Genomic DNA, 13768 nt, shown 5'->3' on the forward strand with positions numbered 1-13768 from the left:
TGGAAACATCGGCTCATGTCACTAGCGCTTGACCGACCAGCCGCCTATATTGGGCTTGGCGGTCTGCGCTTCCCGGCAGGAGAACATTTTCCCCGGGGCCTTAACGATCCTTAGGGAGCTGTCCCTGGGAAGACCCGTGGGTTTTCTCATACGGCGCCCACCTACTTTGTAGGTTCCCGGGATCGCTCTCTCCACCGGTTGTGTGGATCGTCACTTACCTGTATCCGCCCAGTTTGGCGGATGATGTGGTAGAAAACGTCGCTCATGAAACGTCACCCAGATCCGACCTTTTCTATCGTCCGCGCATGACATCTCCCAAAGACCTGAAAAAGCAGTTGCGCCTCGAGGCACTCGGCCGTCGCGATGCGCTCGATCCGCTGTGGCGGGTGGAGATCGCGCTTGAAATGGCCGAGACGGCGCGCGACCACCTCGCCATCGAGCCGGGTCAGATCGTTTCAGCTTTCTGGCCGATGCGATCGGAAGTCGACGTCAGGCCGCTGATGTTTGCCTTGCGTGAGAAGGGAGCCAGGCTTTGCCTGCCGGCCATCCTCGACAAGACCACCATAGTCTTTCGCGAACTGGTGCACGGCGCGCCGATGGTCGAGATGGGTTTTGGCACGGTCGGTCCGCATGCGGAGGCCGAGGTTCTCGATCCCGCGGTGATGCTGGTGCCGCTCGCGGCGTTCGACAGCCGCGGTCATCGCATCGGGTATGGCGCCGGCTATTACGACCGCGCCATCGCCAGGCTGATCGACAAGGGCCAGCCGCCACGACTGATCGGCATCGCCTTCGATTGCCAGGAGGTGGGTCTGGTGCCGGATGAGGCGCACGACGTCATCATCCCGGAAATACTGACCGAGAGCGGTTTGCGCCGCTTCGATATCGCTTAAAAGACCGCGATCCCGCTTAACGCGTTTCCAAGACGTGCCGGATAGTATTCCGGCAACACAGTCCGATCCGATGGCGGCCATCCATGTTTGTCTTCGCACGCTTCCTGCTGATGCCGTTCGTCCTTATCGCGGTGGCGCTGTTCGCGATGGCAGTGCATATTGTGGGAACTGCCCTGCATCACCAGTTCGCCTGGCAGCAGGCCGTTGCCACTGTGACGGATGTCAGTCCCTACAGTGAAACGCAGAGGAATGGCCTCACCACGGAAGGCATCAATGTCGCCGTCAGGTATGTCGCCAACGATGCGCCGATGACGTGGTCCGGCAAGGGAAAGGACATCGGCCTCTACACGGCGTCCAAAGGCGACGTGGTGGAGTTGTATTACAACCCTGCCAATCCATCGATCCTCGATACCGCGGCGATGAAGGGCTGGCGCGGCGGGCTGTTGCTCCTGGCCGCTACTGGTGGGTTCACTGTTTTTTACGTGTGGTTCTTCTGGCTGCGCGGACGCACCGCACCGCCGGCGTCACCGATGAGGCCTTCGGCAGTTCGCGTTGCGGGCGCGAGCGCCAAGCCGCCTCAACAGCAGCGTGGTACTTTCGGCCGGCGTTAGCGCCAATCGCCCGGGTAGCGCTTGCCTAGCGTCCGTGCCTCTGGATAGAAGTGGGCATGAGACTTCTCTTCCTCGGCGACATGGTGGGCAAATCGGGACGTACGGCGGTGTGGGAACAACTGCCCGGCCTGATCTCGGATTTCAAACTCGACTTCGTCATCGTCAATGGCGAGAACGCCGCCGGCGGCTTCGGCATTACCGAAGACATTTTTCGCGACACCATCGCCGCCGGCGCCGATGTCGTCACCACCGGCAACCACGTCTGGGACCAGCGTGACGCGCTAGCTTTCGCGCCGCGCGAGGAGCGTTTCCTGCGTCCGTCCAATTTCCCCAGGGGCACGCCGGGGCGCGGCTCCGGCGTCTACATCGCCAAAAACGGCGCGCGCGTGCTGGTCGCCAACATCATGGGCCGGGTGTTCATGCATCCCGAGCTCGACGATCCGTTCCAGGCTGGCGAGCGCGAGCTGGCCGCCTGTCCGCTGGGCGAGCAGGCCGATGCCGTGGTCATCGACTTCCATGCCGAAGCGACCTCGGAGAAAATGTGCTTCGCGCATTTCGTCGACGGCCGCGCCAGCCTCGTCATCGGCACCCATACGCACCAGCCGACGGCCGACCACCAGATCCTCAATGGCGGCACGGGCTATATGTCCGATGCCGGCATGTGCGGCGACTATGATTCCTCGCTCGGCATGGACAAGGAAGAACCGCTCAACCGCTTCCTGTCGAAAGTGCCGAAGGGCCGCTTCGAGGCGGCGACCGGACCGGCGACATTGTGCGGCGTCGGCGTCGACATTTCCGACCGGACGGGCTTGGCCGAGAAGATCGCGCCTTTTCGTCGCGGGCCGCGGCTCGAAGAAACCGCGCCATCCTTCTGGTCATGACATTGATATAGTCGAGTAAAGTACCTAACTGGCGACGAAACTGCTCTAGATCGTTAAAGAGGGGACGACCTCCATGCAGCTCGTTGAATTCCTGGCGCCGCATTTTCAATTTGTTTCCGATCCAACCGCGTGGGTCGCGTTGCTGACGCTGATCGTCCTCGAGGTCGTGCTCGGCATCGACAATCTGATCTTCATCTCGATCCTGACCAACAAATTGCCGGAAGCGCAGCGGGCGCGTGCCCGTCGTCTCGGCATCTCGGCGGCGCTGATCATGCGGCTGGTGCTGCTCGCCACCATTTCGATCATCGTGCAGCTGACGACGCCGGTGTTCACTGCGTTCGGCCATGGCTTTTCCTGGCGCGACCTGATCCTGATCGCCGGCGGCCTGTTCCTGGTCTGGAAGGCGACCAAGGAAATCCACCACACGGTCGATCCCGACGACCACAAGGATACGATGATGGGCGAGACGCTGCAGATCTCGCTTGCCGGCGCCATCTTCCAGATACTGCTGCTCGATCTCGTCTTTTCGATCGATTCGATCATCACCGCCGTCGGCATGACCGACGAGATCGCCATCATGTACATCGCCGTCATCGTGGCGGTGAGCGTGATGATGCTGGCGGCCGGGCCACTGGCCAATTTCATCGCCAAGAACCCGAGCATCGTCATGCTGGCACTGGGCTTCCTGCTGATGATCGGCATGACGCTGATCGCCGACGGAATGGGCTATCATGTGCCGAAAGGCTACATCTACGCCGCCATGGGTTTTTCCGCCCTGGTCGAGGGCCTGAACATGCTGGCGCGGCGGCGCAAGAAATCCGGCGGCGGGCATTGAGGCTGGCGCCGCAGGGGCGGCCCTAGCGCCCCGGCACGCCCTTCGGATAACGGTCGCCGATCAGGCCAAGCGACAGGCCCTGTTCCAGCCATGCCTTTGCGCCGGCAAGAACCAGTGCGAAGCCGTCGGTCGAGCCGACCGCCTGCTTGACCTGCTCGTCGGCGGTGCCGGCGAAGCCGAAATTGCTGACCTCAAGAAAGGTCGCACCGTCAGGCGTTTCGGCGCCGGGCATCTCCGTGAATGTCCAGACCACAGTGGTCGGCGGATCGCTCCATCGCATGACGATCTTCTTGTTCTCGACGATCTCGCTGACATTGACCATCGCCGAGGCGCCGTACATGCGCCACTCCCAGCGAACCTCTTTGCCGCTATCCAGCCGGCCGCTACTGTGGGTAAACCAGAATTTCGTGGTGATGGCCGGGTCGACGACCGCCTCGAAGACCTCGGCGACCGGCCGCTTGATCAGTATGCCGGCTTCGGCAGTCGGCGTTTTGTGAACTTCCATCGAATGCTCCTTCCTTGTCCGGCTTTGCGCTACCAGGCGTCGGGCTCGCGCACCATGTGAACGATGCTGGCCGGTTGGCGATCCAGAAGCCGCGAAAGCCTTCGCCCAGGGGCTCGACCGCGTCGCAACGGACGACGCCGGCCTTGGCGAGATGATCCGCAATGGCTGCAGAATCGCCGGTGAAAAGCTCAAGCCAGACTTCGGCCTGGCTCAGCATCGGCGCCTCGTCGATCCACAGACGGTTGGGGCCGAGCTCGAAGCCGATGGCCGGCGCCTTGGCGGTGAATGGATTCAAGCCGACGACGTCGCGATAGAAGGCGATCGTCGCCTCGTATTGATGCGGGGGCACTTTCATGGCGATGTTGATGCCGCCGGTCATTTTCGCGGTCATTGCGGGCTCCGTTGCGCGATCATCTGTTTGTCTCGTTGGCCGGCTCGCCCCTCATCTCGCCGCGGTAGTAGCCGTCGCGCAGGTTGATGCCGTATTCGACATAGGCCTTCATGCAAGCCAGCATCTGCGACCAGCCCTCGCAATTGAGGTAGGATTTCTGCAGGCCGACCACGCCTTCCGGCCAGCCGGATTCAGCAATGGTCACAAGGGTGCCGCCATCGTCCAGCGGCTCGAAGTTCATCTCGATGCGTGTCTTGTAGGCGGGCTTGCCTTCGGCATCGGTGGCATCCCAGCGCAGCACGATATGGCTGTCCTTGATCACCTCATCGACTTCGACGGGCACCTTGCCCCACCAGACCACCCCGGTGCCGGCCTTCAGCGGCGCGCTGGCGCCGCCGATGGTGGTGAAATAGCCACTCAGCTTTTTGGGATTGACGACGGCGTCGAAGACTTCGGCGACCGGTTTGCCGATGCGCCCGGAAACTCTGAATCCAAGAGACATATCCACAGCTCCTTCCTTGATTGGCTCGACGGTATGTTATAGAAACATAACATGTCAAGCCAAACCGCGGACGATCACGTTTTCAAGGCGTTGGCGCATCCGCGCCGTCGCGAATTGCTGGATCGGCTGAAGGATGCGCCGCAGACGACCGGCATGTTGTGCGAGGCGTTTCCCGACATCGATCGCTGCACCGTCATGCTGCATCTCAAGGTGCTGGAAGAAGCCGAACTGGTGGTGGCAAAGCGCGAAGGGCGCGAGCGCTGGAACCATCTCAACGCGCTGCCGATCAAGCACATCCACGACCGCTGGATCAGCCAGTATGCCGGCCATGCGCTCAGCATTATCGACCGGCTGAAGTCCGATCTGGAGGGCTGAACCGGCGCGGCTGGACGAATTGAGCCGATTTATCTATAAGCCGGCCATTCCGACAGAGAACGCCGTGCATCCATCGCGTTGCACCTTGGACGGCTCTGAAAATTTGAATTCGAGTACCCGGGAGGACGAGGTGAGACAACCTTGCTTCGGGATGCTCTAGCCGAAGACGACAGGGGTGCCATGGCTGGCCATTCACAGTTCAAGAACATCATGCACCGCAAGGGCCGGCAGGACGCGGTGCGGTCAAAAATGTTTTCCAAGCTGGCGCGCGAAATCACCGTCGCCGCCAAGAGCGGGACGCCCGACCCATCGATGAACCCGCGTTTGCGCCTGGCCATCCAGAACGCCAAGGCGGTGTCGATGCCGAAGGACAACATCCAGCGCGCCATCAACAAGGCGTCGATGGGCGATGCCGAGAATTACGAAGCGGTGCGCTATGAAGGCTATGGGCCGGGCGGCGTCGCGCTGATCGTCGAGGCGCTGACCGACAACCGCAACCGCTCGGCCTCGAATGTGCGCGCCGCCTTCACCAAAGCCGGCGGTGCGCTTGGTGAAACCGGCTCGGTGTCGTTCATGTGGAACCGCGCCGGCGAGATTTACTATCCGGCCTCCGCCGGCAGCGCCGACAAGGTGATGGACGCGGCGATCGAGGCCGGCGCCGATGACGTCGAGTCCGACGAAGAAGGCCACACCATCTACTGTGCGTTCGAGAGTATGGGCGAAGTGTCGAAGGCGCTGGAAGCCTCGCTTGGCGAGGCCGAATCGGTGAAGCCGATCTGGCAGCCGCAGAACAATGTCCCGGTCGACGAAGAGCGGGCGCAATCGCTGATGAAACTGGTGGCAACGCTCGAGGACGATGACGACGTGCAGAGCGTCTACGCCAATTTCGAGGTTGACGACGAGACCATGGCCAAGCTCAGCGCGGCGTAGGTCCGTGCAATACAGTCGGATGCGAATATTGCTGTATGACGGCGGCCTGCCTATAGATTAGTCAGTTATCAGGGGGGGGCCGATGACCGACTATAAAGAGGCAAGTTTTGCCGATGCGGTGGCCTGGCCTCGCCGGCCCGGCATATGGCGACGGTTTCTCGCTGCACTCATCGACTACCTTGTAATCCTGATCGCCCTCTATTTGCTCGTAGGGGCTCTATTTCTGCTGACCAACGGTGGCGTAAAAGGCAGCTTTTGGCTGAACTGGAAACTATGCCAGGAGGGTACGGTTCACGGTGCCCCGACACTTGCCCGTTATGATTGGCAGGTGTGTAGAACATCAGTACTCGGTTTGCCGGTCGCCATATGGAGCGTGGGTACGGCGCCGGGCTCAAAGCCTGGAGAAACCTCCTCCATCTCGATCGATCTGGATTCGCAAGGGAATTTCAGGCCTGCAGCATTGGACCTGGGTTTCCTCGAGCTGATCGCTCTGGCCATACGAACTGCCGCCCGAAATCGCCTGGCTTCTCAACGAGCTGTTCACCGAAGTGCTTGACGGCCGCAACGAGACGCTGACCGACGGCGTCCAGCGTGTGCTCGGCCGCGCGCCGAAAGACTTTTCCGCCTACGCAAATGAAACCGCTGCAACCGGCATCTGGAGCAACTGAGATGATCAAGCTTTTTCCCACCCTCACCATCATCGCTGCAATCGGCTCGGGCGTCGTCGGCGGCGTGTTCTTCGCCTTTTCCAACTTTATCATGGCGGCGCTTGCCCGGCTGCCGGTCCCCCAAGGCATCGCAGCGATGAATTCGATCAACATCACGGTGATCACGCCCACCTTCATGACGGCGCTGTTCGGCACCGGCCTGCTCTGTCTGGTGCTTATCGCCGCCGTTCTCATGGGGTGGAGCCAGTCCGGCTCATACTGGCTGCTTGCCGGCGCCGTGATCTATTTGATCGGCAACCCGATCGTGACCATGGTCTTCAATGTGCCGCTCAACGATGCGCTCGCCGCCGTCGACCCGGCCAGCGCCAATGGCGCAGCCGTGTGGGCGAACCATCTGAATCAATGGGTGATGTGGAACCACGTCCGCACCATCACCGCCATCGTGTCGATGGCCTGCTTCATGTTCGCATTGCTCTGAAAAATGACACTTCGCAAACGCAAGGACCTCGCCTCAAGCGGGGTCCTTTTGCGAGTGACCCTTGCGGTCGGAATGACCGAGATCGCGGCCCGGATCGAAACGTCGCGCACCAGCTGCTTGAGCTTGGCGGCATCGGGAAAGCCGCCGTCGCGCTTGCGGTCCCAGACCAGCACATCGTTGCAGGAAACGGTGAAGATGCCGCCTGTGCCCGGCACCAGCGTCACTTCACCAAGATCCGTGCCGAAGGTGGAGAGCAGTTCCTGCGCCATCCAGCCGGCCCGCAACAGCCACTGGCACTGCGTGCAATAGGTGATGACCACGCGGGGCCTCTCCGGCACACTCATGTCTGGGCCTCCTGTATGCGCACCGTGGTATTTGCGAATCGATCGTGTATCGGGTCGTCGCCCAGAGCTATGGATATCGCAATCCAGACCGGCCAGATCAGCACCAAAACGAGGGCAGCGGATGCAACCACTATTTCCAGGCTGGAGTAATCCTGCACGCCACCGGGAGCGGTGCCCCAAGCCTGAAAAGCATACCAGCTTCCCGTCAGGACGATCGGTAATGCGCCGAGAAACTTGATAAGTTGCCGCCGAACAGCCTTTCTCGCCGGCAGGCCGACCCTATGTCTGTCGTCCTCATCATGTACAGTGAGCTCCGTGAGCCGCTTGCCGATTGATTGGCCGGACTTCAACTCCATAATGAGGAGATAAGACGCGCTGAAATTCTGCGAAAACCAAGCGCAACGCAGGATCGTCCAGTCAGCGCCCGAGGCTTTGACCATCTCTTCGGCGGCTGGGCTTCGGTCTCGCCGCGGCCGGAGAGCAGCACTATGCGGGTGACGCCATTTGCCACCGCAAGCCTGGCGAAGGCGCCGACGGTCTCGGCGGCGCCCGGCACGGCGATGTCGGGATAGTAACTGATGTACACGGCGCCCAAGCCCTGCATGGCAGGCTCCCAGGTCGCCGGAACCTCCCAGTCGAAGCGGGGCTGCCGGAACGCGAGCCGATGCGCACGGGAATGCCCTGTGAGGTCAGCCGCTCGGCGAGGCGACGGCCGGTCTTGCCAGTGCCACCGAGGATCAGGACTGGTTTGGTGTCGGTCATTGTGGGTTTCCTTTGTTTACAAACATGAATAATCCTCACATTTGCAAAACGTGATAAACCCTCGTATTTTGGGAGTCAAGCCGTTTGTTGGCAGATTTTGTCGAGGCCGGAGGCCGTCATGGAAGACACAGCAACGCCCGCATCTGCCCAGGAGCAGGTCGCATCGCCGCGACGGGCGCCCACCCAGCAGCGCAGCCGCGAGCGGGTCGAGCGCATGCTGGCCGCAGCCTCGGCGCTGATTGCCGAGCAAGGCAGCGACGCCATGCGCATGGGCGAGGTGGCGGAACGGGCCGCGGTGTCGATCGGCTCGCTCTACCAGTTCTTTCCCGACAAGCGGGCGATCGTCTGGGCGCTGGCCGAGCGCTACACCGCCGAAAGCCAGGCCTGCATCTCCTCGGCGCTCAAGGATGTCGTCGACGCCGAGGGCCTGCGGCAGGCGTTTTCGGAGCTGGTCGATATCTACTACCAGCTGTTCCTGGCCGAGCCGGTGATGCGCGACATCTGGTCGGGCACCCAGGCTGACAAGGCGCTGCGCCAGCTCGAACTTGCCGACAGCCGGGCGAATGCCGAATTCCTGACCACGGTGCTGAAGCGGCTGCATCCCGGTGCCGATCCGGTGGCGCTGGAGACGACGGCCTTCCTTGTCTGGCAGATGGGCGAGGCTGCCGTGCGGCTGGCGATCTCGGTCGACCGGCAGGAGGGCGACAGGCTGGTCGCCGCCTACAAGCGCATGGCGCTGCGGGAATTAGTCGGCGCCTGACCGGTGTCGCCCGCCTTCATTTTGTCTCGCCTGGCAACGGCATGGCCGCGAGATTTCGCTTCGACGGCCCGATGCTCCAGCCGCCAAGCCTTCGGGCTCAAGCCTGTCACGCGCAGGAACTCGCGGTTGACGTTCGATTTGCTGAGAAACCCGGCGTCGAACATGATGCGGGTGATGGGTTCGTCGCTGGCCGCCAGCAGGCGGCAGGCTTCGCCGATGCGCTGGTCGTTGACATATTGCGACACGCTCGATCCGTGGATGCGGTTGACCGTCGACGACACTTGCCGCGCCGGCAGGCCGAGGCGCCTGGCGATACGGCCGAGGTCAACGTCCCTGTAGAGTTCTTTTGACCGCATCAGCGCGTCGACCGCCGCCGCGACCGCGGAATCCTCGCTCGTCGCCCGTGGCGTAGCTTGCTCGGTGACCGCGTCGGCGTCCTTCGTCGACAGTTCGCTTGCCAACACTGCCGGTGCCAAACCCTCGATCGGCATCAAAGGCGATTTCGTCCGCGCCACGATCCGCTGAACAAAAAACCCGCCACAAGGGCGGGTTCCTGATCTGCGAAAGCCGATAGGCTTAAAGGCCGAACCCTTCGAAGCGCTTCTTGAACTTCGACAGGCGACCGCCGCGGTCGAGCAGGGTCTGCTGGCCGCCGGTCCAGGCCGGGTGCGTGGTCGGGTCGATATCGAGGTTCATCGTATCGCCTTCCTTGCCCCAGGTCGAACGGGTCGAGTATTCGGTGCCATCGGTCATGACGACCTTGATGGTGTGGTAGTCGGGATGGATATCGGCCTTCATTGTCGTGCTTCCTGGCTTGCGGCGCTACAGACGGGCCCGCGGCCTGCGTCGATGCGCCCCTTTTTAAAACTCGAAGCCGCAGCTATTGAAAAGCCACGGCTTCTAAAACGGTCGGCGAGCCTATACATCAGCCGGAATTGAATCACAAGGCCACGGCAGGCGCGTATTGAACGCGCCCACCTGGAGCGGCCAGAGGAAACGGTCATGGCGGACATCAGCGGCGAGCAAGACGGGCGCAGGCGCTCGCTCGGGCCGCTCAGGCGCCTATATCCCTACATATTCCGCTACCGCAAACTGGTCATAGGCGCCCTCATTTCGCTCGCCATCGCCGCAGCGACGACGCTGGCGCTGCCGCTGGCCGTGCGGCGCATGATCGACCACGGTTTCAGCGCTTCCGGCACCGTCTTCATCGCCGAATATTTCGCCGCTTTGGTGGCGATGGCAGCCATTCTGGCGGCGGCATCGGCCGGACGCTACTACTTCGTCATCACGCTCGGCGAGCGGGTCGTTGCCGACATCCGCAGCGACGTGTTTTCGCATGTCACGACGCTTTCGCCGTCCTTCTTCGACACCGCCCAGTCGGGCGAGATCGTCTCGCGGCTTGCCGCCGACACCACGCAGGTGAAATCCGCCGTCGGCGCCACCGCCTCCGTGGCGTTGCGCAACGTCATCCTCGGCCTTGGCGCGGTGGCGATGATGGTCGTCACCAGCCCGAAACTGTCGGGCCTGGTGATCGCGGCCATTCCGCTCATCGTGCTGCCGCTGGTCGCGTTCGGCCGTTCGGTGAGGCGCCGGTCACGGCAGGCGCAGGATACGCTGGCGCAAGCGACCGCCTATGCCAGCGAGCAGATCGGCGCGGTGCGCACGCTGCAGGCGTTCACCAACGAGACGCTGGTCACCGGGCGGTTCTCGGCCGCGGTGGAAGCCGCCTTCCAGGCGGCGCGCTCGTCGATCTTCTCCCGCTCGCTGCTCACCTTCTTTGCCATCTTCATGATCTTTTCCTCGGTCGTGGCGGTGTTGTGGTTCGGCTCGCGTGACGTGCTTGCCGGCACGATGTCGCCCGGCACGCTCGGCCAGTTCCTGCTTTACTCCGTGTTTGCCGCAGGCGCGCTGGGCGCACTGTCGGAAGTCTGGGGCGAGCTTGCCCAGGCGGCGGGTGCGGCCGAAAGGCTGACCGAGATACTCGACGAGACGCCGGCGATTCAACCGCCGGCCAATCCGCTGCCGCTGCCGGCCAAGGCGACAGGCGCGATCAGTTTCGACGACGTCTCCTTCTCCTACCCGGCAAGGCCGGACCGTGCCGCCGTCCACGGCTTGAGTTTTCAGGTCAAGCCCGGCGAGACGGTGGCGATCGTCGGCCCGTCGGGCGCCGGAAAGAGCACCGTCTTTTCGCTGATCCAGCGCTTCTACGATCCCGAAACCGGCCGCATCGCCATTGACGGCGTCGACGTGCGCGAAGCCGATCCGGCTGAAGTGCGGGAGCGCATTGCCATCGTGCCGCAGGATGTCACCATCTTTGCGGCAAGCGCGCGCGACAATATCGGCTTTGGCCGGCCGGGCGCGACGAATGCCGAGATCGAGGCCGCCGCCAGGGATGCGCTGGCCGACGAATTCATCCTGCGGCTCGACAAGGGCTACGATAGCCAGGTCGGCGAGCGCGGCGTCACCTTGTCCGGCGGCCAACGTCAGCGCGTGGCGATCGCCCGCGCCATCCTGCGCGACGCGCCGATCCTGCTGCTCGACGAAGCCACGTCGGCGCTCGACGCCGAAAGCGAAACGCTGGTGCAGACGGCGCTGGAACGGCTGATGCAGGGCCGCACCACCATCGTCATCGCCCACCGGCTGGCGACCGTGCTGAAGGCCGACCGCATCCTGGTCATGGATGGCGGCCGCATCGTCGAGGAAGGCACGCACCAGAGCCTGGTCGCCAAGGGCGGCATCTATGCAAGGCTGGCCAAGCTGCAGTTCGAAACCGGAGCAAGCGCCTTCAGGGGTGCCGCGGAGTAGCAACCCGCAATCAGGCGGGACCATACCGCTTGCGGAGATGCTCGGTGAAATGCGCGGCATTCAGTTTCTCGCCGGTGGCGCGCTCAAGCAGTTCGGGCGTCGACCAGCGCGATCCCTGCGACCAGATATTGTCGCGGCGCCAGTCATTGATGGCGGCGAAATTGCCCTTGGCGAGGTCGCTGTCGGCTGAAGGATGGTCGCGCGTCAGCGCAGCCCATTGCTGCGCCGCCATCATAGCGCCCAGCGTATAGGACGGGAAATAGCCGAAGGCGGCGCCTGGCCAATGCACGTCCTGCATCGGTCCGTCGGCTGGGTTGTCGATGGTCGAAAGGCCAAGATACTCCCGCATCTTGGCGTCCCAGGCTTCGGGCAGGTCGGCCGCCTGCAGCCGCCCCGAGACCAGCTCCTGCTCCAACTCGTAGCGCAGGATGACATGCAGCGGGTAGGTGACCTCGTCGGCGTCGACGCGGATCAGGCCGCGCTCGACCCGGTGCACATGCGGCAGGATGTCGTCGAGCGACCAGGCTTCGCCGAGATGCTTTTCGACCACGGGCAGCGCCCAGCGCCAGAATTCGGGGTTGCGGCCGACCTGTTTCTCGACGAACAGACTCTGGCTTTCATGCACCGCCATGCCGCGCGCCTTGCCGAGCGGCCAGTGCGCCCAGGCCTTCGGCAGGTTCTGCTCGTAGAGCGCATGGCCGGTCTCGTGCAGCACGCCCATCAAAGCCGACAGGAAATCGGACGTTTTGTAGCGGGTGGTGATGCGAACGTCGCTCGGCACCCCGCCGCAGAAGGGATGGTGCGATACCGACAGAGAACCATGGGTGAGGTCGAAGCCGACCGAAGCCATCATGGCGAGACCAAGCTCGCGCTGTTTGTCGATCGCATAGCTGCCGGAGAGTGGCTTCAGCGGGCGCTTGGCCAGTCGCGCTTCCTGTACGGCCAGCGCTTCCGGCACGAAGCCCTTCAGGAATGTCTTCAGCTCGGTGAAGACCGGCGTGATGTCGGCGGCGCGGTTGCCAGGATCGTATTGCTCCATCAGTGCGTCGTAGGGATCGAGGCCGAGCGCGTCGGCGCGCAGGGCGGCTTCCTCGCGCACCAGCGCGATGACACCTTCGAGCGCCGGCAGGAATCCGGCCCAGTCATTCTTGGCGCGCAGGTCGCGCCAGAGCTGCTCGGAGCGCATACGCGCCACCGTCTGGCGCTCGACGAATTCGACCGGCAGGCAGGTCAGGTTGGTGTATTGGCGACGCAGTTCGCGGACCGCCGCCTGCTGCTCCTCGTTCAGCGCCTCCTGTTCGGCGGCGGCGAGCCAGTCGGCGATCTCCGGCGCCGTTGCCCTGACATGCAGCATCCCGGCCAGGGACGACATGGCTTCGGCGCGCTTCTCGCCGCCGCCGACGGCCATGTGGGTCGCCTCGTCGGCGCCGAGGATAGCGAGCGCATGTTCCAGCGCTTCGAGCTTGTGGCCGAGATCATCGAGCTTCTGAAAAGACATGACAGGTTCCGCGTTTTGGACCGCGGGAAAAGATACCAACGCGCCAGGATTGGCAACCCTCAAAGGTGGCTATGCAGCTTGCGCCGGTGAGCTGGTGCGTGGAATGCTGGCTGACGGTGGAACACCGCCATGGAGGGGAGACTAAGATGATCGGCAATATCCTGGTCGGGCTGGTGGCCCTGATCCACCTCTTTATCGTCTATCTGGAGATGGTGGCGTGGGACACACCGCGCGGGCACAGGGCGTTCAACCTCAAGCCGGACTTCGCCAGCGCATCGAAGGTGCTCGCCGCCAATCAGGGGCTCTACAACGGCTTCCTTGCCGCCGGGCTGATCTGGGGCCTCTATCTCGGCGCGGCGGGATTCCAGATCAAGGTGTTCTTCCTGCTTTGCATCGCCATCGCCGGCCTCTATGGCGCGGCGACTGCCAGCCGGAAGATCCTCTATATTCAGACCGTGCCGGCGGTGCTGGCCCTCGCTGCGCTGTGGCTGGGCTGGTGACAAAAAAGACGCCCTCGGAGCCAGATCCGGGGG

Annotated in this window: 17 protein-coding genes, 1 other RNA gene and 4 pseudogenes; 13 read left to right on the plus strand and 9 right to left on the minus strand. The window is 63.0% G+C overall.

Going from position 1 to position 13768, the window contains the following annotated elements; all coding sequences use genetic code 11:
- Positions 1–57 precede the first annotated feature (57 nt).
- The 5 genes from ssrS (at position 58) to NKJ76_RS15865 (ending at position 3217) form a co-directional block, all read left to right on the plus strand.
- Positions 58–213: non-coding RNA, 6S RNA (ssrS, locus tag NKJ76_RS15845), on the plus strand.
- Positions 214–305: 92 nt separating this feature from the next.
- Positions 306–890 (plus strand): 5-formyltetrahydrofolate cyclo-ligase, encoded by a 585-nt coding sequence (locus tag NKJ76_RS15850; protein ID WP_352537842.1) that lies wholly within the window; start codon positions 306–308, stop codon positions 888–890.
- Between the two features lie 83 nt (positions 891–973).
- Entirely contained in the window at positions 974–1501 is a 528-nt protein-coding gene (locus tag NKJ76_RS15855; RefSeq protein WP_352537843.1) for a DUF3592 domain-containing protein, read from the plus strand.
- A 56-nt stretch (positions 1502–1557) separates the two neighbouring features.
- Positions 1558–2382 carry a TIGR00282 family metallophosphoesterase gene (locus NKJ76_RS15860; protein WP_352537844.1) on the plus strand — a complete coding sequence of 275 codons (825 nt, stop codon included), beginning with the start codon at positions 1558–1560 and terminating at the stop codon, positions 2380–2382.
- A gap of 73 nt (positions 2383–2455) precedes the next feature.
- Positions 2456–3217 (plus strand): TerC family protein, encoded by a 762-nt coding sequence (locus tag NKJ76_RS15865; RefSeq protein ID WP_023744972.1) that lies wholly within the window; start codon positions 2456–2458, stop codon positions 3215–3217.
- A 22-nt stretch (positions 3218–3239) separates the two neighbouring features.
- Here NKJ76_RS15865 and NKJ76_RS15870 read toward each other — a convergent pair whose 3' ends face one another.
- The 3 genes and pseudogenes from NKJ76_RS15870 to NKJ76_RS15880 form a co-directional block, all read right to left on the minus strand.
- The gene (locus NKJ76_RS15870; RefSeq protein WP_352537845.1) at positions 3240–3722 is read right to left on the minus strand and encodes an SRPBCC family protein; all 483 of its coding nucleotides are present in this window, start codon (positions 3720–3722) and stop codon (positions 3240–3242) included.
- Positions 3723–3751: 29 nt separating this feature from the next.
- Positions 3752–4113, minus strand: a pseudogene (locus tag NKJ76_RS15875) (VOC family protein).
- 19 nt (positions 4114–4132) lie between these two features.
- Positions 4133–4615, minus strand: coding sequence for an SRPBCC domain-containing protein (locus NKJ76_RS15880; RefSeq protein ID WP_352537846.1), 483 nt, complete (start codon positions 4613–4615; stop codon positions 4133–4135).
- Positions 4616–4666: 51 nt separating this feature from the next.
- Between NKJ76_RS15880 and NKJ76_RS15885 the strand changes: the two genes are divergently transcribed.
- The 5 genes and pseudogenes from NKJ76_RS15885 (at position 4667) to NKJ76_RS15905 (ending at position 7066) form a co-directional block, all read left to right on the plus strand.
- Positions 4667–4990: an ArsR/SmtB family transcription factor gene (locus NKJ76_RS15885; protein WP_023744976.1), complete on the plus strand. Its 324-nt coding sequence runs from the start codon at positions 4667–4669 to the stop codon at positions 4988–4990.
- 180 nt (positions 4991–5170) lie between these two features.
- Complete coding sequence (locus tag NKJ76_RS15890) at positions 5171–5920, plus strand: YebC/PmpR family DNA-binding transcriptional regulator (protein WP_023668740.1); 750 nt, start codon at positions 5171–5173, stop codon at positions 5918–5920.
- Between the two features lie 82 nt (positions 5921–6002).
- Positions 6003–6476: an RDD family protein gene (locus NKJ76_RS15895; protein WP_352537847.1), complete on the plus strand. Its 474-nt coding sequence runs from the start codon at positions 6003–6005 to the stop codon at positions 6474–6476.
- A pseudogene (locus NKJ76_RS15900) lies at positions 6418–6588 on the plus strand (NmrA family transcriptional regulator); the annotation flags it as partial. The gene NKJ76_RS15895 and the pseudogene NKJ76_RS15900, both read left to right, overlap by 59 nt.
- Before the next feature lies 1 nt (position 6589).
- Positions 6590–7066: an anthrone oxygenase family protein gene (locus NKJ76_RS15905; RefSeq protein ID WP_352537848.1), complete on the plus strand. Its 477-nt coding sequence runs from the start codon at positions 6590–6592 to the stop codon at positions 7064–7066.
- Between the two features lie 33 nt (positions 7067–7099).
- Here the strand turns inward: NKJ76_RS15905 and NKJ76_RS15910 are convergent.
- The 3 genes and pseudogenes from NKJ76_RS15910 to NKJ76_RS32405 form a co-directional block, all read right to left on the minus strand.
- Positions 7100–7410 (minus strand): annotated as a pseudogene (locus tag NKJ76_RS15910) (Rdx family protein).
- Positions 7407–7766, minus strand: a complete 360-nt coding sequence (locus NKJ76_RS32400) for a hypothetical protein (RefSeq protein ID WP_502902309.1) — start codon at positions 7764–7766, stop codon at positions 7407–7409. Before NKJ76_RS32400 ends, NKJ76_RS15910 begins: the two are co-directional and overlap by 4 nt.
- Positions 7767–7769: 3 nt before the next feature.
- A pseudogene (locus tag NKJ76_RS32405) lies at positions 7770–8172 on the minus strand (SDR family oxidoreductase); the annotation flags it as partial.
- Positions 8173–8290: 118 nt separating this feature from the next.
- Between NKJ76_RS32405 and NKJ76_RS15920 the strand changes: the two are divergent.
- On the plus strand, positions 8291–8932 hold the full coding sequence (locus NKJ76_RS15920) for a TetR/AcrR family transcriptional regulator (protein ID WP_023704901.1): 642 nt from the start codon (positions 8291–8293) through the stop codon (positions 8930–8932).
- Here the strand turns inward: NKJ76_RS15920 and NKJ76_RS15925 are convergent.
- Together NKJ76_RS15925 and rpmE are read right to left on the minus strand one after the other, a co-directional pair.
- Positions 8893–9423, minus strand: a complete 531-nt coding sequence (locus tag NKJ76_RS15925; RefSeq protein ID WP_352537849.1) for a helix-turn-helix domain-containing protein — start codon at positions 9421–9423, stop codon at positions 8893–8895. The two genes, NKJ76_RS15920 and NKJ76_RS15925, sit on opposite strands and share 40 nt — an antisense overlap.
- An 85-nt stretch (positions 9424–9508) precedes the next feature.
- Entirely contained in the window at positions 9509–9730 is a 222-nt protein-coding gene (gene rpmE / locus NKJ76_RS15930) for a 50S ribosomal protein L31 (protein WP_023668748.1), read from the minus strand.
- Positions 9731–9934: 204 nt separating this feature from the next.
- Between rpmE and NKJ76_RS15935 the strand changes: the two genes are divergently transcribed.
- Positions 9935–11737, plus strand: coding sequence for an ABC transporter transmembrane domain-containing protein (locus NKJ76_RS15935; RefSeq protein ID WP_352537850.1), 1803 nt, complete (start codon positions 9935–9937; stop codon positions 11735–11737).
- 10 nt (positions 11738–11747) lie between these two features.
- On the opposite strand, the gene NKJ76_RS15940 is transcribed toward NKJ76_RS15935, so the two are convergent.
- Complete coding sequence (locus NKJ76_RS15940) at positions 11748–13235, minus strand: carboxypeptidase M32 (RefSeq protein ID WP_352537851.1); 1488 nt, start codon at positions 13233–13235, stop codon at positions 11748–11750.
- Between the two features lie 146 nt (positions 13236–13381).
- Between NKJ76_RS15940 and NKJ76_RS15945 the strand changes: the two genes are divergently transcribed.
- Positions 13382–13735: a DUF1304 domain-containing protein gene (locus NKJ76_RS15945; RefSeq protein ID WP_352537852.1), complete on the plus strand. Its 354-nt coding sequence runs from the start codon at positions 13382–13384 to the stop codon at positions 13733–13735.
- The last annotated feature ends 33 nt before the right edge of the window (positions 13736–13768 follow it).

Source organism: Mesorhizobium sp. M0029 (assembly GCF_040323735.1).
Classification (GTDB): domain Bacteria; phylum Pseudomonadota; class Alphaproteobacteria; order Rhizobiales; family Rhizobiaceae; genus Mesorhizobium.